Below are 23,758 nucleotides of genomic sequence, written 5' to 3'. Positions count from 1 at the left end.
TGTCTCCCCCTCAGCCCTTCAACAGGTTGACGTCGTCGACCGAGGCCGAGCGTCGGGTACGGAAGATCGTCACGATGATGGCGAGGCCGACGACGACCTCGGCGGCGGCGACGACCATGACGAAGAAGGCGAGCACCTGGCCCGTCACGTCGCCGTGCATCCTGGCGAAGGTGACGAAGGCGAGGTTCGTCGCGTTGAGCATGAGTTCCACGCCCATGAACACGACTATCGCGTTGCGGCGCAGCAGCACGGTCGTCGCCCCGATGGCGAAGAGCACGGCGGCCAGGACCACGTAGTTGGTGATGTCCATCAGGCGTCCCTCTCCGTCTCGGGGGTAGAGCTTGTCGAGACCACGACCGCCGGGCCCTCCGGCGCCGGCCGCTCCTGCCCGCGGATGCGCAGCACGCGCGACACCGACTGCGGCACCTGCTCGCCGTCCGGGCCGAGCGCCGGCGTGTCCATCGCGTTGGACCGGGCGTAGACGCCGGGCGGCGGCAGCGGGGTGAGCACCACGCCGTCGGGCAGCGCCTTGATGCGCTTGTCGGCCACCGACTCCTGCGTCTGCTTCGGCGTGAGCCGGCGCCGGTGCGTCAGCACCAGCGCGCCGACCGCCGCCGTCACGAGCAGCACGCCGACGGCCTCCATGGCCAGCACGTAGTCGCCGAACAGCACGCGGGCCAGAGCCTGCGGGTTGGCCACACCATCCGGGTCGCCACCCTCCAGGCCGCGGGCGGGCGGGAAAGCGGCCTGGCCCACGACACCACCGAGGATCACCGCGAGGCCGATGCCGATGAGCAGCCCGGTCCAGCGTTGCCCCCGGATGGTCTCGGTGAGCGAGTCCGACGCGTCGACGCCGACGAGCATCAGCACGAACAGGAACAGCATCATCACGGCGCCCGTGTACACCACGACCTGGACAACGCCGAGGAACGGCGCCTCCTGCGCGATGTACAGGATCGCCATGCTGACCATGACGAACACCAGGCACATCGCCGCGTGCACCGCCCGCTTCACGAACAGCAGGCCGAGCGCGGCGAGGACCATGAGGGGGGCGATCACCCAGAACAGGACGGTCTCGCCGCCCGAGATCTCGAGCCCGGCGGGGGTCATGCCCTCACCTCCGTGCCGGTGCGCGGGCCGGTCGAGGCCCCGCCGGTGAGCTCCGCCGCGGACGTCGAGCCGGGCTCGCTGGTCTCACGCGCGCCGGTCTCGACGGCGTTCACCTGCGAACCGTCGGCCAGGACCCGCACCGAGCCGACCGAGGCCGCACCGGCCGACTTCTCGGCCGCGCCCGGACCCTCGTCCGGGCGCAGCTCGTGCTGCCGCTGCGTGGGAGCCGGCGCCTTGCCGGAGGTCACGGCCTCGGCCGCGTCCAGCGTCGGGTCGTCCGGCCGCTGCTCGCGGACCCAGTCGACCTGCGCCGCCGTCGGGCCGAGGACGTCACCGCTGTAGTAGTCGGTGTCCGTGGTGCCCTCGACCATGGGGTGCGGCGCGGCCAGCATGCCCTCCGAGAGCGGGGCCAGCAGGTCCTGCTTCTCGTAGATCATGCCGGCGCGCGTCTTGCCGGCCAGCTCGAAGTCGTTGGTCATGGTCAGCGCGCGCGTCGGGCAGGCCTCGATGCACAGCCCGCAGAAGATGCACCGCAGGTAGTTGATCTGGTAGACGGAGCCGTACCGCTCGCCGGGGCTCATGTGGGCCCCGTGGGAGTCGTCCGCGTTCACGTCCAGGCCCGCGTTCTGCGGCAGGGCCGCGTTGGACGCGCCCTCCACGTAGATCGCGTCCGCCGGGCACGCCCAGGCGCACAGCTCGCAGCCGATGCACTTCTCCAGCCCGTCGGCGTACCGGTTGAGCTGGTGACGGCCGTGGAACCGACGCTGGGTCGGTACCTTCTCGCGCGGGTACTGCTCAGTGACCGTGGGCTTGAACATCGACGACAGCGTCACGCCGAAGCCCGCGACGGGGGCGAACATCTCCCCGATGGCCCCCGGCGTGGGACGCAGGGGCTGGTACTCGCCTCCCTGGTGCTCACTCACCATGGACCTCCTTTCCGAACCGCTTGGACGGGGGCAGCTTCTCGCCGGGCAGCGGCGGCACCGGGAACCCGCCGGCGAAGGCGTCGACAGGCTCCTTGTCCGCGTCAGCGCCCGGTGGCGCTTCCTTCTTCTCCGGCCAGAACCACATGATCGCGATGAAGACGACGGCGGCCCCGATGATCACCGGGATGAACTGCTGGTAGGTCACGCCCTGCACGCGCTGCAGCCACTGCACGACGGCGAGCACGACGACCCAGCCCAGTGCGGCCGGGATGAGGACCTTCCAGCCGAAGACCATGAACTGGTCGTAGCGCAGGCGCAGCAGCGTGCCGCGCACCCACACGAAGACGAACATCACCGCCCAGAGCTTCACCAGGAACCAGATGATCGGCAGCCAGCCCTCGTTGAGGGCACCGCCGAGGAACGCGTCGGGCACCGGTGCCCGCCAGCCACCCAGGAAGAGAGTCACGCAGACGGCGGAGACGTTGAGCATGTTGATGTACTCCGCCAGGAAGAACCAGGCGAACTTCATCGACGAGTACTCGGTCATGTAACCGGAGACGAGCTCGCCCTCGGCCTCAGGAAGGTCGAACGGCAGGCGGTTGGTCTCGCCGATCATCGAGATCACGTAGATCACGAACGCTGGAGCCAGCGGGATGAGCCACCAGATCTGCGTCTGGCTGTCCACGATCTGCGACGTCGACATCGACCCCGCCATGATGAACACGCTCACCAGCGACAGGCCCATCGCGAGCTCGTAGCTGATGACCTGCGCCGTCGAACGCACGGCGCCGAGCAGCGGGTACGTGGAGCCGGAGGCCCAGCCGCCCAGGACGATGCCGTAGACACCGAGCGACGCGGCGGCCAGCACGTACAGCACCGCCACCGGGAAGTCGGTGAGCTGGGCCGGCGTGGTCCAGTCCGTCCAGAAGAACGACAGGCTCGGCCCGAAGGGGATCACCGCGAACACGAGCAGCGAGCAGAACACCGAGATCATCGGCGCCAGCAGGTACACGAACCGGTCGGCCCGCGTGACGGTCAGGTCCTCCTTCAGCAGGAGCTTCATCGCGTCGCCCAGCGACTGCAGCAGGCCCATCGGCCCGTGCCAGTTGGGGCCGGGACGCACCTGCATGCGCGCGACCACCTTGCGCTCGAACCAGATGGCGAAGAGCACGCTGGTCAGCAGGAACACCACGATCAGCACGGCCTTCACGATGGAGGCCCAAATGGTCTCCTGCGAGAAGTCGGCGGTCACCCCAGGCGCCGCGGCAGCCAGAGTCAGGTGGTTCACAGAGCTTTCCCTTCCGAGTTGTCAGACGTACGGGTCACCGGGGTGACCTGTGTCTCTGACACGTGGGGGGCGACGGTGACGAGGTCGCCTGCCGCCGCACCGAGCGTCTCGTGCACCCGGCAGCCCGCGCTGTTGAGCGGCAGCCACACGACGCCGTCGACCATGCCGTCGGTCACGACCGCGGGTACGCCGATGGCGCCGCGCTGCGTGCTGACGGTGACCCGGTCGCCGTCGGCCACACCGAAGCCGGCCGCCGTGGCGGCGGACAGACGCGCGACGGGCTGCTTGGCCGTGCCGGCGAGGAACTGCTCGCCGTCCTGGCCGCGCCCCACGTCGAGCTGGAGACGCCAGGTGGCGAGCACCGCCTGTCCTGCTCCGACCTGGGGCGGTGCCGCCGGAGCGCCGGCCCGGACCTGCAGCCGGTCCCCGGACCAGGTGCCGCGCTGCGTCATGGCGATGGAGAGGTGGGCCTCGGTCGGCGACGCCGCCTGCAGGTCCACGCCGAGGTGCTGGGCCAGCACGTGCAGCACGCGGTGGTCGGGCAGGGCGCTCGACTCGAGCGCCGCGCCGAAGGACCGCACGCGGCCCTCCCAGTTCCAGTACGAGCCGGCACGCTCGACGGGCGGCGCGACGGGCAGCACGACGTCGGCCCGCTCGGTCACCTCCGAGGCCCGCACCTCCAGGCTCACGACGAACCCGGCTGCGTCGAGCGCCGCACGTGCGGCGGCCGGGTCGGGCAGGTCGGCGAGCTCGACGCCGCCGACGATCGCCCCGCCCAGCGCGCCGTCCGTCAGCGCGGCGAGGATGCCGGCGGTGTCCCGGCCAGGGGTCTCCGGGACGTTCCCGCCCCAGGCCTCCTCGATCTGGGCGCGCGCTGCCGCGTCGGCGACCGGGCGACCGCCCGGCAGCAGCTCGGGCAGGAGGCCCGCCTCGACGCCGCCGCGCTCCCCCGCACGGCGGGGGATCCAGGCGAGCCGTGCGCCGGTCGCCTCGGCGAGGCCGACGGCCGCCGCGTAGGCGCCCGGCGAGCCCGCGAGGCGCTCGCCCACGAGGATCACGGCGCCCGGCTGGGCCAGCGCGCCGGTGTCGATACCGGAGCCTTCGGGGGCGAGGCTCGTGGTGAGGCTGGTCAGCCACTCCGCCTCGGTGCCGGGCGCGGCAGGCAGCAGCGTGCCGTCCATGCGGGTCAGGCCGCGGGTGGCGTAGGGGGCGACCGAGAAGACCTTCGTCTTCGCCGTCCCCAGCGTGCCCTTGCGTAGCCGCAGGAACGTGATGCCAGCTTCCTCCTCGGCCTCCAGGCCGACGAGCAGCACAGCGGGCGCCTGCTCCAGGTCACCGAACGTCACGCCGACGCCCGACCCGGCCACGACGTGGGCCAGGAACGCGGCCTCCTCGGCGGAGTGCACGCGAGCGCGCTGGTCGACGTCGTTGGTGCCGAGCGCCGTGCGCGCGAAGCGCGACCAGGCGAAGGCGTCCTCGACGGTGAGCCGGCCACCGGGCAGCACGCCGACGCCGCCGGCCTGCCTGGCCTTGGCCAGCCCGGCCGCGGCGATCTCGAGGGCCTCGACCCAGGACGCGGGGCGCAGCGTCCCGCCCTCCCGGACCAGCGGCGTGGTGATGCGGTCCGCCGCGGTCTGCCAGGTGAACGCGAAGCGGTCCTTGTCGGTGATCCACTCCTCGTTGACCACCGGGTCCTCGCCCGACAGGCGGCGCAGCACCTGGCCGCGGCGGTGGTCGATCCGGATCGCCGAGCCGCAGGAGTCGTGCTCGGCGATGCTCTCCGTGCTGACCAGGTCGAACGGCCGCGACCGGAAGCGGTAGCCCGCCCCGGTGAGCGCGCCCACCGGGCAGATCTGCACGGTGTTGCCGGAGTAGTAGGAGGAGAACGGCCGCCCGGAGGTGTCAGTGGTGGCCTCGCCGACCGGGCGGTCGACCGGACCGGTGCTGGACTCGGCCCCGGCGAACCCGAGCACGTCCTCGTCGAACCGGCCGATCTGCTGGTGGGCGCCGCGGTCCTGGAGCGCGATGAACGCGTCGCCGGCGATCTCCTCGCTGAACCGGGTGCAGCGCTGGCACAGCACGCACCGCTCCCGGTCCAGCAGGATCTGCGTGGACAGGGCGATCGGCTTGGGGAACGTGCGCTTGACGTCGACGAACCGCGTGTCGGCGCGGCCGTTCGACATCGCCTGGTTCTGCAGGGGGCACTCGCCGCCCTTGTCGCAGACCGGGCAGTCCAGCGGGTGGTTCATGAGCAGCAGCTCCATGACCCCCTGCTGCGCCTTGTCCGCGACGGCGGAGGTGTGCTGCGTCTTGACGATCATCCCTGGCGCGACCGTCATCGTGCAGGACGCCTGCGGCTTCGGCATGGGCCGCACGTTGCCCTCGCGGTCCGGCATGGAGACCTCGACGAGGCACTGCCTGCACGCGCCGGCCGGAGCGAGCAGCGGGTGGTCGCAGAACCGCGGGATCTGGATCCCGACCTGCTCGGCGGCCCGGATGATCAGCGTGCCCTTGGGGACGCTCACCTCCGTGCCGTCGATGGTGAAGGTGACCAGCTCGACCGGTGCGGCCTCGGCCTCGGTCTTGTTCGTGGTGACGGTCATCGGTGACCTCCCGCGCCGGCGCCCGCGAGGGTGCCAGGAGTGCGTGTCTTGGGGGTGTACGGGAAGAGTGCCGAGGCGCTCGGGTCGAACGGGCAGCCGTGCCCGTCGATGTGCGCCTGGTACTCCTCGCGGAACAGCTTGATGCTGGAGGTGATCGGCGAGACGGCGCCGTCACCCAGGGCACAGAACGCGCGGCCCAGGATGTTGTCGCACAGGTCGAGCAGCAGCTCGAGGTCGCCGTCCTGGCCGTCTCCGCTTTCGATGCGGTGCAGCACCTGCTTGAGCCAGTACGTGCCCTCGCGGCACGGCGTGCACTTGCCGCACGACTCGTGCGCGTAGAAGTCGGTCCACCGGCTCGTCGCCCGGACCACGCACACGGTCTCGTCGAAGATCTGCAGCGCGCGCGTGCCGAGCATCGACCCGGCGGCGCCCACGGACTCGTAGTCGAGCGGGACGTCGAGGTGCTCGGCCGTGAAGATCGGCGTGGAGGAGCCGCCAGGGGTCCAGAACTTCAGCTCGTGCCCCGCGCGGACGCCGCCGGCCAGGTCGAGCAGCTCGCGCAGCGTGATGCCGAGCGGCGCCTCGTACTGGCCGGGCTTCGTGACGTGCCCCGACAGGGAGAACAGACCGTGGCCCTGCGACTTCTCGGTGCCCATCGAGGAGAACCAGTCGGCGCCCTTGGCCACGATCGCCGGGACCGACGCGATGGACTCCACGTTGTTCACCACGGTGGGTCGCGCGTACAGGCCGGCGACGGCGGGGAACGGCGGCTTGAGCCGCGGCTGGCCGCGCAGGCCCTCCAGCGAGTCGAGCAGCGCCGTCTCCTCGCCGCAGATGTAGGCGCCGGCCCCCGCGTGCACGGTGACGTCGAGGTCGTACCCCGAGCCCTGGATGTTCTTGCCCAGGTACCCCGCGCGGTACGCCTCCTCGACGGCGTTCAGCAGCCGCCGGTAGACGTGCAGCACCTCGCCGCGCACGTAGATGAACGCGTGGTCGCAGCCGATCGCGTAGCTCGTGATCGCGACGCCCTCGATCAGGTGCTGCGGGCTCGCAAGCATCAGCGGGATGTCCTTGCAGGTGCCCGGCTCGGACTCGTCCGCGTTGACGACCAGGTAGCGCGGGCCGCCGTCGGGCGGAGGCAGGAAGCCCCACTTCATCCCCGTGGGGAAGCCCGCACCGCCGCGGCCGCGCAGGCCGGAGTCCTTGACGGCCTGGACCAGTTCGGCCGGCTCCGTCTTCAGGGCCTTCTTGAGGCCGGCGTACCCGCCGGCGCGCTCATAGGTGGCAAGGCGCCACGAGCGGTCCTTGTCCCACGTGTCGGTCAGTACCGGTGTGAGGGTCACTTCGCGTCCTCTCCGGGCTTCTTGTCCTTGCCGACCTCGGTGTCCGCCGGCGTCGTGGGCTTGCGGGCGGCGCTCGACCCGGGCTCGCCCGTGATGGTCTCGCCCGGCTCGTCCGGCGACGCCGACGCACCCTCCGGGGCGGTCCAGCCGCGCTCGCGGGCGATCCGCAGCCCAGCGAGCGTCGGCTCGCCCGTGCCCGCGTCCTCGTCGGCGCGGCCGTCGGAGAACCCGGCCAGGACGCGGCTCATCTGCTTGAACGAGCACACCGACCTGGCGCCCCTGGTCGGGGCGACGTCCTCGCCGAGACGCAGCTTGTCCGCGAGCGCCGTCGCCGTCTCGGGGGTCTGGTTGTCGAAGAACTCCCAGTTGACCATCACGACGGGCGCGTAGTCGCAGGCCGCGTTGCACTCGACGCGCTCGAGGGTGATCGCGCCGTCGTCGGTGGTCTCGTCGTGCCCGACGCCGAGGTGGTCGCTCAGCTCGTCGAAGATGGCGTCGCCGCCCATCACCGCGCACAGCGTGTTGGTGCAGACGCCGACGGTGTAGGTGCCGTTCGGGTGCCGCTTGTACTGGGTGTAGAAGGTGGCGACCGCCGAGACCTCCGCCGCGGTGATGCCGAGCATCTCGGCGCAGAAGAGGATGCCGTCCCGGCTCACGTAGCCGTCGACGGACTGCACGAGGTGCAGCATCGGCAGCAGGCCGGAGCGGGGGTCCGGGTAGCGCTCCATGATCGCCGTTGCGTCGGCGGTCAGCGCTGCGAGGGTCTCCCCTTCGTAGCGTGTCCTTGTCTTGGCCTCGACAGGCTCGACCTGCGATGTCATCGGTCCACACCTCCCAGCACGGGGTCCAGCGACGCGACCGCGACGACGACGTCGGCCACCTGGCCGCCCTCGCACATCACGGACACGCCCTGGAGGTTGTTGAACGAGGGGTCGCGGAAGTGCGCGCGGTAGGGGCGGGTGCCGCCGTCGGACACGACGTGCACGCCCAGCTCGCCCCGCGGGTGCTCCACGGTCTGCCACGCCTGGCCGACCGGGACGCGGAACCCCTCGGTGACCAGCTTGAAGTGGTGGATCAGGGCCTCCATGGAGGTGCCCATGATCTTCTTGATGTGCTCCAGCGAGTTGCCCTGCCCGTCGCCGCCGACGGCGAGCTGGGCGGGCCAGGCGATCTTCTTGTCGGCCACCATGACCGGCTCGCCCTCCGTGCGGTCGAGGCGCTCCATGGCCTGCTCGACGATCTTCAGGGACTGGTAGCACTCCTCGATGCGGAGCACCACGCGGTCGTAGCAGTCGGCGCCCTTCGCGGTGGGGACGTCGAAGTCGTACGTCTCGTAGCCGCAGTACGGGTTGTCCTTGCGGACGTCGTACGGCAGGCCGGTGGAGCGCAGCACCGGTCCCGTGATCGCGAGCGCCATGCACCCGGAGAGGTTGAGCACGCCGACGTCCGTCAGGCGCGCCTTGAAGATCGGGTTGGCGAGCATGAGGTCGGTGAGCTGCTTGAGGTACCCGCGCACGTTCTTCAGCGCGGCGCGGGCCTGGGTGGTGAACCCCTCCGGGATGTCGACGGCCACGCCGCCGGGGCGGATGTACGCGTGGTTCATGCGCAGACCGGTCACGGCCTCGAACAGGCGCAGGATCTCCTCGCGGGCGGTGAACCCGACGGTCATCACGGTGGTGGCGCCCATCTCGTTGCCGCCGGTGCCGAGGCAGACCAGGTGGGAGGCGATCCGGTTGAGCTCCATCATCAGGACCCGGATCACGGAGGCGCGCTCAGGCACGTCGTCGGTGATGCCGAGGAGCTTCTCCACCGCCAGGCAGTAGGCGGCCTCCTGGAACAGGGGCGCCACGTAGTCCATGCGGGTGCAGAACGTGGTGCCCTGCGTCCACGTCCGGAACTCCATGTTCTTCTCGATGCCCGTGTGCAGGTAGCCGATGCCGGCGCGGGCCTCGGTGACGGTCTCGCCGTCGATCTCCAGCATCAGGCGCAGCACCCCGTGCGTGGACGGGTGCTGCGGCCCCATGTTGACGACGATCCGCTCCTCGCCGATCGCCTCGCGCGCGATGTCGTCCCAGTCGCCGTCGCCGTACGCCTCGAACGCACGCACCGTCGACGACATGTCCTCGTTCCCGGCGGGCCTGGTCGCATGCGGTGCGGCGTGCGGCCGGTGGTCTGTCGGAGCGCTCATCAGTAGCTCCTCCTCGTGTCCGGCGGGGGCACCGTGGCCCCCTTGTACTCGACGGGGATGCCGCCGAGCGGGTAGTCCTTGCGCTGCGGGTGGCCCACCCAGTCGTCCGGCATCTCGATGCGGGTCAGGGCGGGGTGGCCGTCGAAGACGATCCCGAAGAAGTCGTAGGTCTCGCGCTCGTGCCAGTCGTTGGACGGGTACACGGAGGTGGTCGACGGGATGTGCGGGTCCTCGTCGGGCGCCGTGACCTCCAGCCGCAGCCGGCGCGAGTGCGTGATCGAGGCCAGGTGGTAGGCCGCGTGCAGCTCCCGGCCGGCGTCGTGCGGGAAGTGCACGCCGCTCACCCCGAGCGACAGCTCGAACCGCAGGTCCTGGTCGTCCCGCAGCGCCTGGCAGACGGCGACCAGGTGCTCGCGGGCGACGTCGATCGTCAGCTCCGCCTGCTGAGCGTCCGCGCTGTCGGCACCGTGCAGGTCCACGACCACCTTCTCGATGGCCTGCTGAGGCGGCACGCCCGCCTCGTCCAGCACCTCGGTCAGGACGTCGATCACCTGGTCGAACCAGTTCCCGTACGGGCGCGACGACGCGGCGGGCATCGCCACCGGGGTGACCAGGCCGCCGTAGCCGGACGTGTCGCCGGAACCGTCCACGCCGAACATCCCGCGCTTCACCTCGACGAGCTCGAGGGTCGCGGCACCCTCGGGCGGCTGGACCGCGACGTTCTTCTGGTCACCGCCCGGCGTGACGTCGCTCATCGCAGCAGACCCTTCATCTCGAAGGTGGGCGTGGCCTCCATCGCGGCGGCCTCCGCCGCGCGCGCCGCCTCGACCCGGTTCACGCCGAGCGGCGCGCTCTGGATCTGGTCGTGCAGCCCGAGGATCGCGTTGATCAGCATCTCCGGGCGCGGCGGACAACCGGGCAGGTAGATGTCGACCGGGATCACGTGGTCGACACCCTGCACGATCGCGTAGTTGTTGAACATCCCGCCCGACGACGCGCACACACCCATCGAGAGCACCCACTTGGGCTCGCTCATCTGGTCGTACACCTGGCGCACCACCGGGGCCATCTTCTGGCTCACCCGGCCCGCCACGATCATCAGGTCGGCCTGCCGCGGCGACGCACGGAACACCTCCATGCCGAACCGCGAGAGGTCGAACCGCGACGCACCCGCCGCCATCATCTCGATGGCGCAGCAGGCCAGGCCGAACGTGACCGGCCACACCGAAGCCTTGCGCAGGTACCCGGCGAGATCCTCGATCGTCGTCAGCAGGAAACCTGACGGTGCTTCCTCGACACCCATGTCCCCTCCTTGCTGCCGGGACCAGCCCGGCGTCGCTGCACGGCACCTGGCGGCGCCGCGCATGAAGTCGTTGGTCAGACCCAGTCGAATCCGCCGCGGCGCCACTCGTAGACGAACGGCACGGTGATCAACGCCAGGAACGCCAGCATCGCCACCAGACCGAACGTCGCGAGCGTCGTGAAGTCGACGGCCCACGGGTAGAGAAAGACGACCTCGATGTCGAAGACGATGAATGTCATCGCCACCAGGTAGTACTTGATCGGCAGTCGCCCACCGCCCACCGCGTGCGGCGTCGGCTCGATGCCGCACTCGTACGAATCGAGCTTTGCCCGGTTGTAGCGCTTGGGACCGATGACGGCGCTCGCGGCGACACCACCGAGCGCCAGGACCGCCCCGATCGCCATGAGGATCAGGATGGGTACGTAGGGGTTCATGCTGTGCCCTTCATGGACGACGTGCCCTTCGGATACGTGCTGCGCAGCGTGGGGACACTGCTCGCGGGAATACTGCTCATGAGCTCGGGACCACCCTGGTCAGGCCGGCGATGACACGGTCGACCCAGTCGCCGCCCTGTGGCTCGTAGCAGTCGGACAGGAGCTTGAGCGTGAACTGCATGACGACCTTGCGCGGCAGCCCGTGCCGTACGCACAGGCGCATGATCTCGGGGTGCTCGATGAGCCGCACGAACCAGCGGCCCAGCGTGTAGTAGCCGCCGAGGTCCTCGCGCATGCGGTCGGCGTAGGTACCGAGCGTGGCCTCGCGGGCCGCGTCGGTGCGCTTGTGGCGGGCCTGGCTGATCGCGTCCGCGGCGACCCGGCCGGCCTGCAGCCCGTAGGCGATCCCCTCGCCGTTGAACGGGCTCACCATGCCGGCGGAGTCGCCGGCCAGGAGCACGCCGTCCGCGTACAGCGGGCCGCGGTTGTAACCCATGGGCAGGGCCGCGCCGCGGATCGGGCCGCGCTCCGGCTCGTGCAGCAGGTCCCAGCCCTCCGGCGCGCTCTTGGCGAGCCAGGTCTCCATGAGGCGCCGGTAGTCGATGCCCGCCTTGGACTGGCGCGCGGGCGTGGAGTGCACGCTGCCGAGGCCCACGTTCACCGTGCCGTCGCCGAGCGGGAAGATCCAGCCGTAGCCGGGCAGGAGGGCGCTCTTGCCCGGCTCGCCGTCCCACAGCTCGAGGTGGGACTCCATGAACGGGTCCTCGTGGCGCGGGGTGCGGTAGTAGGCCCGCACGGCGGTGCCCATGGGCCGGTCGGCGCGCCGCTCGCGCCCGACGGCGAGCCCGAAGCGCGAGCTGACGCCGTCGGCCGCGACCACTACCGGGGCCCGCAGCTCTTGCACGGGCCCCTCGGCACGGCCACGGGCGTCGAGCGGCTGGGCGGTGACGCCGACCACGCGGCCGTCGTCGGCGCGGACCGGTCCGGTGACCTTGGTGCGCTGCAGCAGCTTCGCGCCGCTCGCCTGCGCGTGCTGGGCCAGGGTGTGGTCCAGCGTCATCCGGGTACGCGCCATGCCGTAGCCCGGGTAGGTCGTGAGGCTCGGCCAGTCCAGCTCGTAGGAGCGGCCACCGCCGTGCACGCGCAGGCCGCGGTTGCGGATCCAGCCGTCCTCCTCGCGGGTGGGGACCCCCATGCGGACCAGCTCGGCCACGGCGCGCGGCGTCAGGCCGTCGCCGCAGATCTTGTCGCGCGGGAACTCGCCCTTCTCCAGGAGCAGCACGTCAAGACCCGCGGCCGCGCACCAGTGCGCGGTGGACGAGCCGGCCGGACCGGCGCCCACCACGATGACGTCCGCGTCGTCGCGTCTTGCTGTATGCACGTTCACCCCCGTTGGGAACCCGCTGCCGGTCGGTGCTGACCCTGCTGTGCGGTGTTGATCAGGGCTTCCTGACAAGCCCTTGTGAACCCTGTCACAACACCGACACCCTAGCCACACTTAGGGGGGATTGTGTAGGAAGGTTCCCCTTACTTTGGGGTCGTGCCGCCCTGGTCTGCCGAACGACCAAGAAGTCCGCCTCGAGCATGCGATCTGGCATGGTCCCGGACGTGGGGACATGCGTGATTGCATGCTCGAGGCGGACTTCTTGGTCGCCGCAGGCTCAGGCCGGGCGGACCGCCCGGTGGAGGGCCACAATGCCGCCGCTGACGTTGCGGTAGGCAGCGTGCTCCCAGCCGGCGTCGAGCAGCAGGCGCGCGAGCTCGACCTGGGTATGCCAGGTCCGGATGGATTCGGCCAGGTAGTCGTAGGAGCCCTTCTCGCGGGTCACGGCGTTCGCCACCAGCGGCAGCGCGCGCATCAGGTACTCCTGATAGACCTTCCGGAACGGCGCCCAGGTGGGTGTGGAGAACTCGCAGATCACCACGCGTCCGCCGGGCCGGACCACGCGCAGCATCTCGCGCAGCGCGACACCGGTGTCCGCGACGTTCCGCAGGCCGAAGCTGATCGTCACCGCGTCGAAGGACGCGTCGGCGAACGGCAGGCGCATGGCGTCGCCCGCGACGAACGGCAGGTCCGGCCGGCGCTCCTTGCCGACCTGCAGCATGCCGGTCGAGAAGTCGGACGGGACCACGAACGCGCCGTCGGCGGCGAAGGGCTCGCTGCTGGTGCCGGTGCCTGCGGCGAGGTCGAGCACACGCTCGCCAGGCATCGCGGCGACCGCCTCGACCGTGAGCCGGCGCCAGCGCCGGTCCTGGCCCATCGAGATCAGGTCGTTCGTCAGGTCGTAGCGGGCGGCGATCCCGTCGAACATCGACGCGACCTCGGCCGGCTTCTTTTCCAGGCTTGCGCGGGACATACGGCCATAGTTTCACGCCCCGACCGCGCACCCGCGCCCTACGAGACCCCGTGCGCCGCACGAGGCCACAAGGCCATGTGGTCGGTAATCCGTCAGGTAATCGGCAGCCCGGGCTACCGACCACCTGACATATTGCCGACCACACCAGGTCCAGGCACCGAACCTGCCGACCACACCAGGTCCAGGCTCCCCGGGCGGGCGGCCGCGCCACTGTGACCTCCGCTACGGGGCGCATCCGACGGGCGCACCCGCGCTTATCCTGAGGATGATGATCGCTTCACCTGCCGGCGGGACCCCCGGCACACCCGGCGTCCCCGGCACGCCCACCGGTACCACCGTGTACGACACCTGGGTGGCCGAGGCCCCGCCTCCGTCCGACGACACGCCGCGGGGCGCGCCCGAGGGCCCACAGCTCGTCGTCCGCACCGTCGCCATCGATGACCTGCCGGACACGCCGACCGCTCTCGTCGACCGGCTCCCCGACACCCACGCCCTCGCCTGGGTACGGCACGGCGACGGCCTCGTGGGCTGGGGCGAGGCGCTGCGGTTCGAGACGTTCGGACCCGGCCGCTTCGCCGACGCCGACGACGCGTGGCGCCAGGTGCTCGACCGCGCCGTCGTGCACGACGACGTGACCCTGCCCGGCAGCGGCCTGGTCGCGTTCGGCAGCTTCGCCTTCGACGACGTCTCGCCCGGCGACGAGTCCGAGGACCCGGCGCGGGCGAGCGGCGCGCTGATCGTCCCGCGCGTCGTCGTCGGACGGCGGGGCGACCGCGCCTGGATGACGACGATCTCGCTGGTGGGCGACCGGTCCGCCCCGGTGGGTGAGGACCTGTTGTCCGCCTACCCGCACCAGCCCGTCGTCGAGCCGGGCAGGGTGGTGCTGGCCGACGGCGCCGTGGGCGCGGCGGACTGGCCGGCCGTCGTCGCGGAAGGCGTAGCCCGGATCCAGAGCGGCGAGCTGGAGAAGGTGGTGCTCGCGCGCGACGTCGTCGCGACCGCCGAGCACCCGATCGACACCCGCCACCTGCTCGGCCGCCTCGCGTCCGCGTACGACGCCTGCTGGGCGTTCAGCGTGGACGGCATGGTCGGCGCGACGCCGGAGCTGCTGGTCCGCAGCGAGAAGGGGCTGGTCGCCTCGCGCGTGCTGGCGGGCACGATCCGCCGGGAGCACGGCCGGGGCGTCGAGGCCGACCCCGCTCCCCTGCCCACCACCGTGCAGCCACAGCGCAGTGCGGGCGCGGTGCGGGACGGGGACGACGCCGACCTGCTGCACGCCGCCCAGCTCGCGCGCTCCTCGAAGGACCTGGAGGAGCACGAGTTCGCGGTGCGTTCCGTCGCCGCCGCGCTAGAGCCGTTCTGCTCGTCGATGAACGTGCCAGAGGCGCCGTTCGTGCTGCACCTGCCGAACGTGATGCACCTGGCGACCGACGTGACGGGCGTGCTGACGGACCAGAACCCGGCGGGCCCGCGACCGCCGTCGTCGCTCTCGCTGGCGGCGGCACTGCACCCGAGCGCCGCCGTCTGCGGTACGCCGACCACGGCCGCCCGCAGCCTCATCCGCGAGATCGAGGGCCTGGACCGCGCCCGGTACGCCGGGCCGGTGGGCTGGGTCGGGGCAGACGGCGACGGCGAGTGGGGCATCGCCCTGCGCTCCGCCGAGATCTCGCCGACGGACAGCCGGCACATCCGGCTGTTCGCGGGCTGCGGCATCGTCGCGGCGTCCGACCCGCAGGCGGAGCTGGCGGAGTCGGAGGCAAAGCTGGAACCGATGCGCTACGCCCTGACGCGTTGAGTGCGGGGTATTTGTTGGATCAGCCGCTCCTGACCAACAGATACCCCGCACTCAACGTGTTCGGTCAGGGGGTGCCGGCTGTCGGGCCCTTGCCGATCGGGTTGGTCGGGTCGCCCCAGACCTGCTCGCGGAAGCTGTCCCACACCTGGACGTCGGACGTCGCGCCGATGAAGCCCATCCGGGCGTCCGTGGCGGTCAGCAGGAGCTCGATGAGCGAGGCGCCCTCGAGGACCTTCGTGGCCACCTCCAGGAGGTCCTGCCCGTCGGGCAGGTTCGCGTGGATCGACGACACGTACATGTGGGCGTTGCCCTCGAGCGACACGAAGTTCGCCCTGGTGTCCGTGCCCGCCGTCGTGCCGTGGTCGTAGGCATAGGACTTGAGCCAGAAGCCGTCGACGACGACCTTGTCGGCCGAGACCTTGATGGCGTCTCTGCGGTCCCCGTTGTTCTTGACCGGCACGTTCGCCAGGCCGATGCCGTTGATGCCGGTGAGCGGGATCGTCAGGTCCCGGCTCTCCAGGTCGGCCGGGACCGAGAAGACCGAGTCGTCCTCCCTGGCCCCGCACTGGCCGGGCAGGTCGATGTTGAGGTCGTACTTGCCGCCGAAGCTCACCTTGACGCAGGTGCCGAGCTCCGTGTGCAGCGCCTCCTCGATCGTCTCCTGCGGGTCGATCTCGCCGCAGGGGTCGGACGGCGCGCTGCCCTCCGCCTCCGGCGGCACCTCGCCGTCCTGCGTCGGCTCCTCGCACTCGGACCTGTCGTCGTTCTCGGTCCCGCCCGCGTCACCGTCGGCCGCGTCGCCGGCCTTCCCGTCCCCGGCCGCGCCGTCCGACCCGTCGCTGGGGCGGGTCACGCCGTCGGTGACGTCGTCCACGGCGTCCCCGACCGGGTCCTCCCCCGCACCGGCGCCCGGCTGGGAGCCGCCCGGGTCCGACGTGCTCGGCGTCGGGGAAGCGGACGGGTCGGTCGTGCCGCCGTCGTCGTCGCACGCGCCGAAGACCACGCACCAGAACGAGTCGTCCTGCTGAGCCCCGGCGTCCGCCGCGGAGGCGGGCAGGCTCATGCCGCCGAGCGCCATCGCGCTCGCGACCACCACCGCCGCGGACTTCTGGGACAGGGCGCGCAGCGCTGAGCTGAGCGTCTCCACCTGTGGGATCGCCTCGGTGTCCGGGGCGGGCTCGCGATCTGCGCGCGGCGCGTCGCCGTCCGAGTCGGGGACGGCGGAGGCCGCTGCGGGGGTGTCCGACGCCGGGGCGTCCGCGGCCTCTCCGGTCTCGGCACCGGTCTCGGCGTCCGTCTCGGAGGTGGCATCGCCAGCGGTACCGGCATCCGTGTCGGTGCCCTCGCCCGCCGGTTCCGCCTCCTCGCCCTCCGCGTCCGCGTCGGGTGGTGCCCAGGACACGACGACGACGCCACCGATCACGCCGAGCAGGAACCCGACCACCCAGCCGCCGAGGTTCACCCCGGCGATGGAGTAGACGGAGATAGCGAGCGCGATCACGCCGTAGAAGATCCGGTGCACGGGCTGGGCGATCGACAGGATCCCGAGCAGCACGAGCGTGAGCGGAAGGATCGTCGCCTGTGCCCCCTCGACACCGAACTGCAGCACGACGTTCATGCCGAGCTGGTCCAGCTTGATCGGGCCGGACAGGAGCATCTCCAGACCAGCGAGCGCTACCAGCACACCCCCGACGAACGGCCGCTGCTTGCGCCAGGGTCGGAAGTCCCTGCGCCAGTCAGCGAGCTTCGTGCGAAGTCCGGGGCGGCCGGCGCTCGCCTGGCCATCATCCGAACTTAGAAGCACTCGGTGCCGTCCGTGATCTTGAGGCTGAGGTCCGTCAGCTGGAAGACGGCGGCCTGCGTGCTCCACGACACCTGCTGGAGACCGTCGATGTCGATCGAGTCGGAGTCCATGGCGAAGTCGCCCGAGTCGCCCTGCTTGGCCGTGTTCACGGTGGAGGCGTCGACACCGATGCGGATGTTCTTGAAGACAGCGGTACCCGAGAGGTCGCTCATGCCGATCTGCAGGTCGGTGGCCTTCGCGGGCTCCTTGCCGGTGCCGGCGGAGATCAGGATGCCCACCTTGCCGAGCGGAGTCTCCTCGACGACCGACTGGCACAGGTTGTAGAGCTTCGCGTCCTCGATGTTCGCGATTGCGGCGGGGTGCTCCGTGCCGTCGGAGGCGGTGGCCACGCCCGCGTACTGCGAGAAGCCCACGCCCTCGAGCTTGTCGGCGCCGATCTTGAACTGGCTGCCGGAGATGGCGAACGAGACGGGCACTGCGCCCTGCGCAACCCCACCAAGGAGAACGCTGGCGGCGATCGTGACCGGAATGACTGCGAGAGCCACGCGACCCTTGCGCGACCCCGTGAGCTTGCTGAGCTTCATTGGTGTTCCCCTCGATGCCAATGTGAGGACGACTACGCCGTCGTCCCGTCGCGACGTTAGCGTGATTACTGAGTCACCGTCAATTGGCGTTCCTGACAACGTCGCAAAGCCTGACGGATATGCTCGAACCATGGCAACAGCCCGTCGCACGCGACTTCGCCCGGAGGAACGCCGCAACCAGCTCGTGGCGCTGGGAGTCGCCACTCTTGCGGACCGACCGCTGGCCGAAGTGACCGTCGAGGAGATCGCCGCGGAAGCCGGTGTCTCGACGGGTCTCGTCTACTACTACTTCGGCTCCAAGAACGGCCTGCACCACGAGATCGTGCGCCGCGCGCGCGACTCGATGCTGCACGCCTCCGAGCCTCAGCCGGAGCTCCCGCCGGCCGAACGCCTGGCAGGCACGCTGACCAGGCTCGTCGCATACGTCAAGGAGCACGGCCCCACCTTCTACTCGCTCGTCCGCGGTGCGGCGAGCGGTGACGAGGAGGTGCGCGCCGTCATCGAGGACGCGCGGCGCCAGCAGACGGAGCGCGCCCTCGCCGTGCTCCTGGAGCTGGGCGTGCCCGAGACCGAGCTGCTGCGGGTCGCGGTGCGCTCGTGGGTGGCGCTCGCCGAGCAGGCCCTGGTCGACGGTGGCATCAACTCGGACCTCACCGACGACGAGCTGGTCGGCTATCTCGAGCGCAGCCTCGGTGGCGTCGTCGCCGCCGTGGTGCCGGGCGCCTCCGAGGCGCTGTTCGGGGTCCCTGCCCTCCCCTGACCGGTCAGAGCGCCTTGACCATCAGCATGCAGGGGTCGTCGGCCCAGAGGTCCGGGAACTCCTCGACCGGGTGGAAGCCGCAGGCCGCGTAGAAGGCGCGGGTCTGGTCGAAGCCCGGGTCGTAGGCCGACGGGCCGAGCGTCTTGACGCTGAGCAGCCGGACCCCCTGGGCGCGGAGGTCACCCTCGACGCGCTCCATGAGGGCCCGCCCGATCCCCACGCGGTGATGCTTGCGCCGGACGGCGAGCAGGTGCACCTCCGCCGACGTCGGATAGCGCTGGTCGAGGAGCAGCACGCCGAGCACGTCCTCGAAGGGGATCTCGCCGCCGTCGGCCCCGATCGCGGGCGCCGCGATCCCTGGCGCGGTCGGCGCCGGCGCGGCGACGGCGACATAGTTGGGGAACTTGGCCGCTGCCTCGACGTACTCGTGCGTGAACCGGTCGATGCCGAACCATTCCGGCAGCTCTTCGAGGATGTCGTGTGCGGCATCCGACCGGCCGAGGGTCCTGACCACGGTGAACGTCCCAGACACGCGGCCTAACTTAGACCTGTGGGGCGAGGTTCACCCGCTGAACGCGAATACGCCGAGCAGTCGTCGGGCGAGGTGGGCGTGCAGCGAGGTAGTCACCCAGCTCACGCTGTATGACTACCTCGCCAGATGACCTCGGTAGGACGGGACGGGAGGGGGTCAGCCCTGGTTGCCGAAGAGCTCCTGCATCCAGTCCGGGATGTTGTTCGGCGCGCTCTGGTCCGAGCCGGAGCCCGAGCCGTCGCCCTGACCCTGCTGCTGGTCCGGCGTGCCCGAGTCCTGTGTCGCCGTCTCCTCCTTGACCGCGAGGGTGACGTTGACCTCCTGGGTGCTGCCGTCGCGAACCAGCGTCAGCACCGACTCGGCACCGGCCTCCTTCTCACGGACGAACGCCGTGAGCGACGCCGAGCCGTTGACCGGGTCACCGTCGATGCCGACGATCACGTCGCCCTTCTGGATGTCGGCATTCCCGGCCGGCGAGTCCGGCACGACCTCCACGACACCCGCGCCGCGGCGGGTGACGTCGTCGGCCGTGGCGGTCGCGTCCTGGAGCGACACGCCGAGGAACGCGTGCTCGGCCGTGCCGTCCTCCTTGAGCTGGTCGCTGATCTGCGTCGCCAGGTTGGACGGGATCGCGAAGCCCAGGCCGATCGAGCCGGAGCCTCCTGACGACATGCCGCCCGACAGGGTGGCGATCGAGGACGTGATGCCGATGACCTCACCGGACGCGTTGAACAGCGGCCCACCGGAGTTGCCGGGGTTCACCGCCGCGTCGATCTGGATGGCGTTGGTGACCACCTGGCTCGACCCGTCCTCCGCGCTGGCCGTGACCGGCCGGTCCAGGGCGGACACGATGCCCGTCGTGGCGGTGTTAGCCAGGCCCAGCGGGTTGCCGAGCGCCATCACGGGCTCGCCCACGACAACGTCGGCCGAGTCGGCGAACGTCGCGGCCTTGAGGTCCGACGGCGGGTCGGACAGCTGCACGACGGCGAGGTCGGTGGCCGGGTCGGTGCCGATGATGTCGGCCTCGTACACCCGGCCGTCGCTCAGCGTGACCTGGACCGTCTGCGCGTCGGCGACCACGTGGTTGTTGGTCAGGATGCGCCCGTCGGAGTCCAGCACGACGCCGGAACCCTCTGCGCCGCCGCCCTGGCTCGCCACCTGGATGGCCACCACGGACTCCTGCACGGCAGACGTGACCGACGTCCAGTCCGGGTTCTCGACGGTGGAGCTCTTCACCGGCACGTTCTCGCCGGCCGACTGTCCGATGTCGGCCAGGGAGGCTCCGTCGGAGTCTGTCAACGAGATGGCGCCCGCGGTGCCCAGGCTGGCCAGCAGCGCGGCGGCCGCGGCCGCACTGATCACGGGAACCCAGAGGCGGTTCTTCGTCTTCGGTTCGGCCGACGTCGACGCGGTGGCCGGGGCCGCGTACGGGTTGACGTACCCGGACGGGGGGCTCGGGACCGGCGCCGTGTGGTGCTCGGCGTTCGGGGACTGCGTGACGTTCGAGGGCTGCTCGGACGCCGCGTTGTGGGCGGGCGCCGCGTTCTCGGGCGCCGCGTTCTCGGACGCCGCGTTGTGGGCGGGTGCCGGGCCAGAGACCGGCAGCTGCTGGGTGTGCTGCGTCACGGGCGGCAGCTGCTCGGTGGGCTGCTCTGCGGGCGACTGCTGATCCGGCTGCGGAGTGGTGCTGTTCTCGTCGGTCATCGTGACCCTCCTTGAAGTCAGAACCAGTTGACACCCCGATCCTTGTCCCAGCCTTGGACGAGTCTGTGAGTTTGCTGCATGCCCTCACGGCTCCGGCGCTCGGCGAGCGCTCAGCGAGAGGGGGCGCCACCTTCCACGATACGACGGGCCAGCTCCCGGGACTCGGTCAGCCGGTCGGCACGCGGCACGCGCACCTCGATGACCTGGACCCCGTGACTCGGCGCCTGCAGCGCGTGGCGCAGGGTCGGCACGTCCTGCACCAGCTGGTGGTCCACGCCGTACCCGGCGCACAGCTGCGCAAGGTTCGACCCGTGCGGCGTCCCGAAGACCCGCTCGAACGTGGCGCTCGCCGCGCTGCCGGTCGCGGCGAGCGCGCCGTGCTCCAGCGTCGCGAAGATGGAACCGCCGTCGTCGTTCACCACGACGATCTCGAGGTCCACCGGGGGTTCACCGGGTCCGCGGAGCAGGCCGCCGACGTCGTGCAGGAACGTCAGGTCGCCCAGCAGAGCGCGGGTGCGCAGGCCGCGCCGAGCGGCGGTGAGCGCGACGCCGACCGCCGTCGACACGGTGCCGTCGATGCCGGCGAGCCCGCGGTTGGCGAGCACCGCCGGGCCTGGCCCGTCGAGGCCGAGCACCAGCTCGAGGTCCCGCACGGGGTTGGACGAGCCGACCACCAGCAGGTCCTCGGGCCCGAGCACTCCGGCCACGGCGCGGGCCACGGAGAGCGCCGTCGGCCCGCCGACGACGGCGTCGTCACAGGTCACCTTGTCGAGAACGCGGGAAGCCTGCGCCCCGGCGGCCCGCCAGCGCTCCAGGAACGCTGTGGGCTGCGGCGCGGCGGCCTCGAACCACACGGGCGCGACGCCCGGCAGCACGACGGCGGCGTTGCGGGCGGCGTCGGGCCACGGGCCGGCACCCGGCGCGACGACGGTGACCGCGACGTCGGGCCGGCCGAGGAGGCGCTGCACGGGCCGGGACAACGTCGGCCTGCCGAGGACTACCGCCTGCTCGATACCCGCGGCAAGCTCCGGTGACCCGAGCAGCAGCCGGTACGCGGCTATCGCGTTGGGCCCGCCCGTGGCTCCCGACGACGGCTCCGCGAACAGCGGCCAGCCCTGCGCCTCGGCGAGCTGGCGGGCGTCGGGCCCCGCGCCGTCGCCGGCCACGACGACGGTGCGGGCGGGGTCGCCGGGCAGCGCCGGCGAGGCGAAGTGTCGCAGGACGGCGGGGACGACGAGCGGCGGGTCGGGCTTCGAGCCGCCGTCCAGCGCGCTGTCCGCCGGTCCCGGCAGCTGGGCCGACGGCGTCAGCGGGTCCCGGTACGCCAGGTTGAGGTGCACGGGGCCGGGGTGCCCCGACCGGAATCCGAGGGCTGCGCTGACCGCGCGCCCGGTGACGCTCCTCAGGTCCCGCAGCTCCTGCGTGCTCGCGGTGCCGGGCGCGGCGGCCGGCTCGGTGTCCGGATCGCCGGGCGCGGCGGCCGGCTCGGTGCTCGACGGCGCGGGCACGTCCACGGCGAACCGCACCGCCGCGCCGAAGATCCCCACCTGGTCGGTGGTCTGTGAGGCCCCGGTGCCGCGCAGCTCGTGCGGCCGGTCGGCCGTGAGCAGGATCAGAGGCAACCCGGTGTGGCTCGCCTCCAGCACGGCGGGGTGCAGGTTGGCGACTGCGGTGCCCGACGTCGTGACGACCGCGACCGGCGCACCCTCGGCACCCTTCGACAGGCCGATCGCCAGGAACCCCGCCGTCCGCTCGTCGACGCGCACGTGCAGGGTGACCTGGCCGGCGTCGGCCGCCTCCGCGACCGCGTACGCGAGGGGCGCGCTGCGCGAGCCGGGGGCGAGCACCACGTCCCGCACACCCCTGGTGACCAGGTCGGCCACCAGGGCGCGGGCGGCGGTGACGGCGGGCGGGATCGTCATGCGTCCTCCAGGGTCCGGGTCAGTCGGTGGTACCGCGCGAGCCAGCGCTCGGTCGTCGGGTGGTCGGCCGCCGCGGCGGCGAGCGCCTCCGGCGAGGGTTCTGGGCGACGGACGGGGAGCGCGCCGTCGACGGGCAGCAGGGGCTGGGCGACGACGTCGTGCACCAGGAGCTGCGAGGTCGCGAGCCCGCAGGCGTAGGGCAGCTCGGGGAGGGCGGCGGCGAGGGCGACGCCGGCCGCGAGCCCGACCGAGCTCTCGAGCGCCGACGAGACGACGACGGGCAGGCCCACCTGTTCGGCGAGGTCGAGGCACGCGCGGACGCCGCCGAGGGGCTGGACCTTGAGCACCACGATGTCGGCGGCCTCGTGGCGCACCACGCGCAGCGGGTCGGCGGCGCGGCGGATGGACTCGTCGGCCGCGACGGGGACGTCCTGCTTGCGGCGCACCAGGGCCAGCTCCTCGACTTCCGCGCAGGGCTGTTCCACGTACTCGAGCCCGCCGGCCGCTCGGTCGATCTCCGCCAGGTGTGCGAGCGCCTCCTCGGGGGTCCACGCGGCGTTGGCGTCGACCCGGATGGCGCCGTCGGGCCCCAGGGCCTCGCGGACCGCCGCGACGCGGTCGACCTCGGCGGCCACGGGTTCGAGCGTGCCGTCGGGGCCGCGCTGGGCGACCTTGACCTTGGCGGTGCGGCACCCACCGGAGGCGAGGACTATCTCGCGGGCCCGCTCCGGCCCGACGGCGGGGACGGTCACGTTCACCGGAACGCTCTGCCGGACGGGTTCGGGCCAGCCGGCGAACGCGGCCTCGTGCGCTGAGCGCAGCCAGGTGGACGACTCGTCGTCGTCGTAGTCCCAGAAGGGCGACAGCTCGCCCCAGCCGGCAGGGCCGCGCAGCAGGACGCCGTCGCGCACTTCGATCCCGCGAAAGCGGGTCCGCAGGGGCGTGGACCAGACGACGGGCTCACCGATCAGCAGCACAGGGCCAGGTTAACGACCTGGCTGACACCACACGGGTTCCGGATGGTGTGAGCTGCAGCGGGCGGCGTGAGTTCGGTCCGATGGGATGACTTCGGTCGGTTGACCGACCGATCTCATCCCATCGGACC

General features: G+C 71.6%; 21 protein-coding genes. 2 read left to right on the top strand and 19 right to left on the bottom strand.

The features are described from left to right. Nucleotides 1-10: 10 nt before the first annotated feature. The 13 genes from nuoK to AB0F40_RS05370 all read right to left on the bottom strand — a co-directional run bounded on the left by nuoK (nucleotide 11) and on the right by AB0F40_RS05370 (nucleotide 13,552). The gene (nuoK, locus tag AB0F40_RS05430) at nucleotides 11-310 is read right to left on the bottom strand and encodes an NADH-quinone oxidoreductase subunit NuoK (RefSeq protein WP_129786640.1); all 300 of its coding nucleotides are present in this window, start codon (nucleotides 308-310) and stop codon (nucleotides 11-13) included. Then, the gene (locus AB0F40_RS05425) at nucleotides 310-1,110 is read right to left on the bottom strand and encodes an NADH-quinone oxidoreductase subunit J (protein ID WP_357464981.1); all 801 of its coding nucleotides are present in this window, start codon (nucleotides 1,108-1,110) and stop codon (nucleotides 310-312) included. Before AB0F40_RS05425 ends, nuoK begins: the two co-directional genes overlap by 1 nt. Next, the gene (gene nuoI / locus AB0F40_RS05420) at nucleotides 1,107-1,970 is read right to left on the bottom strand and encodes an NADH-quinone oxidoreductase subunit NuoI (protein ID WP_357465138.1); all 864 of its coding nucleotides are present in this window, start codon (nucleotides 1,968-1,970) and stop codon (nucleotides 1,107-1,109) included. Before nuoI ends, AB0F40_RS05425 begins: the two co-directional genes overlap by 4 nt. 55 nt (nucleotides 1,971-2,025) lie before the next feature. Next, complete coding sequence (gene nuoH, locus AB0F40_RS05415) at nucleotides 2,026-3,324, bottom strand: NADH-quinone oxidoreductase subunit NuoH (RefSeq protein WP_357464979.1); 1,299 nt, start codon at nucleotides 3,322-3,324, stop codon at nucleotides 2,026-2,028. Further along, nucleotides 3,321-5,927, bottom strand: coding sequence for an NADH-quinone oxidoreductase subunit G (locus AB0F40_RS05410; protein WP_357464977.1), 2,607 nt, complete (start codon nucleotides 5,925-5,927; stop codon nucleotides 3,321-3,323). Before AB0F40_RS05410 ends, nuoH begins: the two co-directional genes overlap by 4 nt. Then, a complete protein-coding gene (nuoF, locus tag AB0F40_RS05405; RefSeq protein ID WP_357464975.1) occupies nucleotides 5,924-7,270 on the bottom strand; it encodes an NADH-quinone oxidoreductase subunit NuoF in 1,347 nt (448 codons plus the stop codon). Before nuoF ends, AB0F40_RS05410 begins: the two co-directional genes overlap by 4 nt. Beyond that, complete coding sequence (gene nuoE, locus AB0F40_RS05400; RefSeq protein ID WP_357464973.1) at nucleotides 7,267-8,091, bottom strand: NADH-quinone oxidoreductase subunit NuoE; 825 nt, start codon at nucleotides 8,089-8,091, stop codon at nucleotides 7,267-7,269. Before nuoE ends, nuoF begins: the two co-directional genes overlap by 4 nt. Continuing rightward, nucleotides 8,088-9,389, bottom strand: a complete 1,302-nt coding sequence (locus AB0F40_RS05395) for an NADH-quinone oxidoreductase subunit D (protein ID WP_357465136.1) — start codon at nucleotides 9,387-9,389, stop codon at nucleotides 8,088-8,090. The genes nuoE and AB0F40_RS05395 overlap by 4 nt, the downstream gene beginning before the upstream one ends. Before the next feature lie 68 nt (nucleotides 9,390-9,457). Next, nucleotides 9,458-10,213, bottom strand: coding sequence for an NADH-quinone oxidoreductase subunit C (locus AB0F40_RS05390; RefSeq protein WP_357464971.1), 756 nt, complete (start codon nucleotides 10,211-10,213; stop codon nucleotides 9,458-9,460). Continuing rightward, nucleotides 10,210-10,761, bottom strand: a complete 552-nt coding sequence (locus AB0F40_RS05385) for an NADH-quinone oxidoreductase subunit B family protein (RefSeq protein WP_357464969.1) — start codon at nucleotides 10,759-10,761, stop codon at nucleotides 10,210-10,212. Before AB0F40_RS05385 ends, AB0F40_RS05390 begins: the two co-directional genes overlap by 4 nt. A gap of 74 nt (nucleotides 10,762-10,835) precedes the next feature. Beyond that, entirely contained in the window at nucleotides 10,836-11,195 is a 360-nt protein-coding gene (locus tag AB0F40_RS05380; protein ID WP_253876038.1) for an NADH-quinone oxidoreductase subunit A, read from the bottom strand. A gap of 76 nt (nucleotides 11,196-11,271) precedes the next feature. Beyond that, the gene (locus AB0F40_RS05375) at nucleotides 11,272-12,576 is read right to left on the bottom strand and encodes a geranylgeranyl reductase family protein (protein ID WP_357464967.1); all 1,305 of its coding nucleotides are present in this window, start codon (nucleotides 12,574-12,576) and stop codon (nucleotides 11,272-11,274) included. 280 nt (nucleotides 12,577-12,856) lie between these two features. Beyond that, nucleotides 12,857-13,552 (bottom strand): demethylmenaquinone methyltransferase, encoded by a 696-nt coding sequence (locus tag AB0F40_RS05370; protein WP_357464965.1) that lies wholly within the window; start codon nucleotides 13,550-13,552, stop codon nucleotides 12,857-12,859. Between the two features lie 268 nt (nucleotides 13,553-13,820). Here AB0F40_RS05370 and AB0F40_RS05365 point away from each other — a divergent pair, with 268 nt between their 5' ends. Continuing rightward, nucleotides 13,821-15,347, top strand: a complete 1,527-nt coding sequence (locus AB0F40_RS05365) for a chorismate-binding protein (RefSeq protein ID WP_357464963.1) — start codon at nucleotides 13,821-13,823, stop codon at nucleotides 15,345-15,347. 64 nt (nucleotides 15,348-15,411) lie between these two features. Here AB0F40_RS05365 and AB0F40_RS05360 read toward each other — a convergent pair whose 3' ends face one another. Continuing rightward, nucleotides 15,412-17,151: a DUF6114 domain-containing protein gene (locus AB0F40_RS05360; RefSeq protein WP_357464961.1), complete on the bottom strand. Its 1,740-nt coding sequence runs from the start codon at nucleotides 17,149-17,151 to the stop codon at nucleotides 15,412-15,414. Then, nucleotides 17,142-17,735, bottom strand: a complete 594-nt coding sequence (locus AB0F40_RS05355) for a DUF6230 family protein (RefSeq protein ID WP_357464960.1) — start codon at nucleotides 17,733-17,735, stop codon at nucleotides 17,142-17,144. Before AB0F40_RS05355 ends, AB0F40_RS05360 begins: the two co-directional genes overlap by 10 nt. Before the next feature lie 130 nt (nucleotides 17,736-17,865). Here AB0F40_RS05355 and AB0F40_RS05350 point away from each other — a divergent pair, with 130 nt between their 5' ends. Continuing rightward, the gene (locus AB0F40_RS05350; protein WP_357464958.1) at nucleotides 17,866-18,495 is read left to right on the top strand and encodes a TetR/AcrR family transcriptional regulator; all 630 of its coding nucleotides are present in this window, start codon (nucleotides 17,866-17,868) and stop codon (nucleotides 18,493-18,495) included. A gap of 4 nt (nucleotides 18,496-18,499) precedes the next feature. Here the strand turns inward: AB0F40_RS05350 and AB0F40_RS05345 are convergent, their stop codons facing one another. The 4 genes from AB0F40_RS05345 to AB0F40_RS05330 form a co-directional block, all read right to left on the bottom strand. Further along, the gene (locus tag AB0F40_RS05345; RefSeq protein ID WP_357464956.1) at nucleotides 18,500-19,027 is read right to left on the bottom strand and encodes a GNAT family N-acetyltransferase; all 528 of its coding nucleotides are present in this window, start codon (nucleotides 19,025-19,027) and stop codon (nucleotides 18,500-18,502) included. Nucleotides 19,028-19,183: 156 nt separating this feature from the next. Then, nucleotides 19,184-20,731: a trypsin-like peptidase domain-containing protein gene (locus AB0F40_RS05340; protein WP_357464954.1), complete on the bottom strand. Its 1,548-nt coding sequence runs from the start codon at nucleotides 20,729-20,731 to the stop codon at nucleotides 19,184-19,186. Between the two features lie 110 nt (nucleotides 20,732-20,841). After that, the gene (locus AB0F40_RS05335) at nucleotides 20,842-22,653 is read right to left on the bottom strand and encodes a thiamine pyrophosphate-binding protein (RefSeq protein WP_357464952.1); all 1,812 of its coding nucleotides are present in this window, start codon (nucleotides 22,651-22,653) and stop codon (nucleotides 20,842-20,844) included. Beyond that, on the bottom strand, nucleotides 22,650-23,630 hold the full coding sequence (locus AB0F40_RS05330; protein ID WP_357464950.1) for an o-succinylbenzoate synthase: 981 nt from the start codon (nucleotides 23,628-23,630) through the stop codon (nucleotides 22,650-22,652). Before AB0F40_RS05330 ends, AB0F40_RS05335 begins: the two co-directional genes overlap by 4 nt. Nucleotides 23,631-23,758: the final 128 nt, after the last annotated feature.

The organism is Promicromonospora sp. NPDC023987 (genome assembly GCF_040639055.1).
In the GTDB taxonomy this organism is placed as follows: domain Bacteria; phylum Actinomycetota; class Actinomycetes; order Actinomycetales; family Cellulomonadaceae; genus Promicromonospora.
Note: the sequence above shows the minus strand (reverse complement) of the source record. Positions and strands in the feature narration are given on the sequence as shown.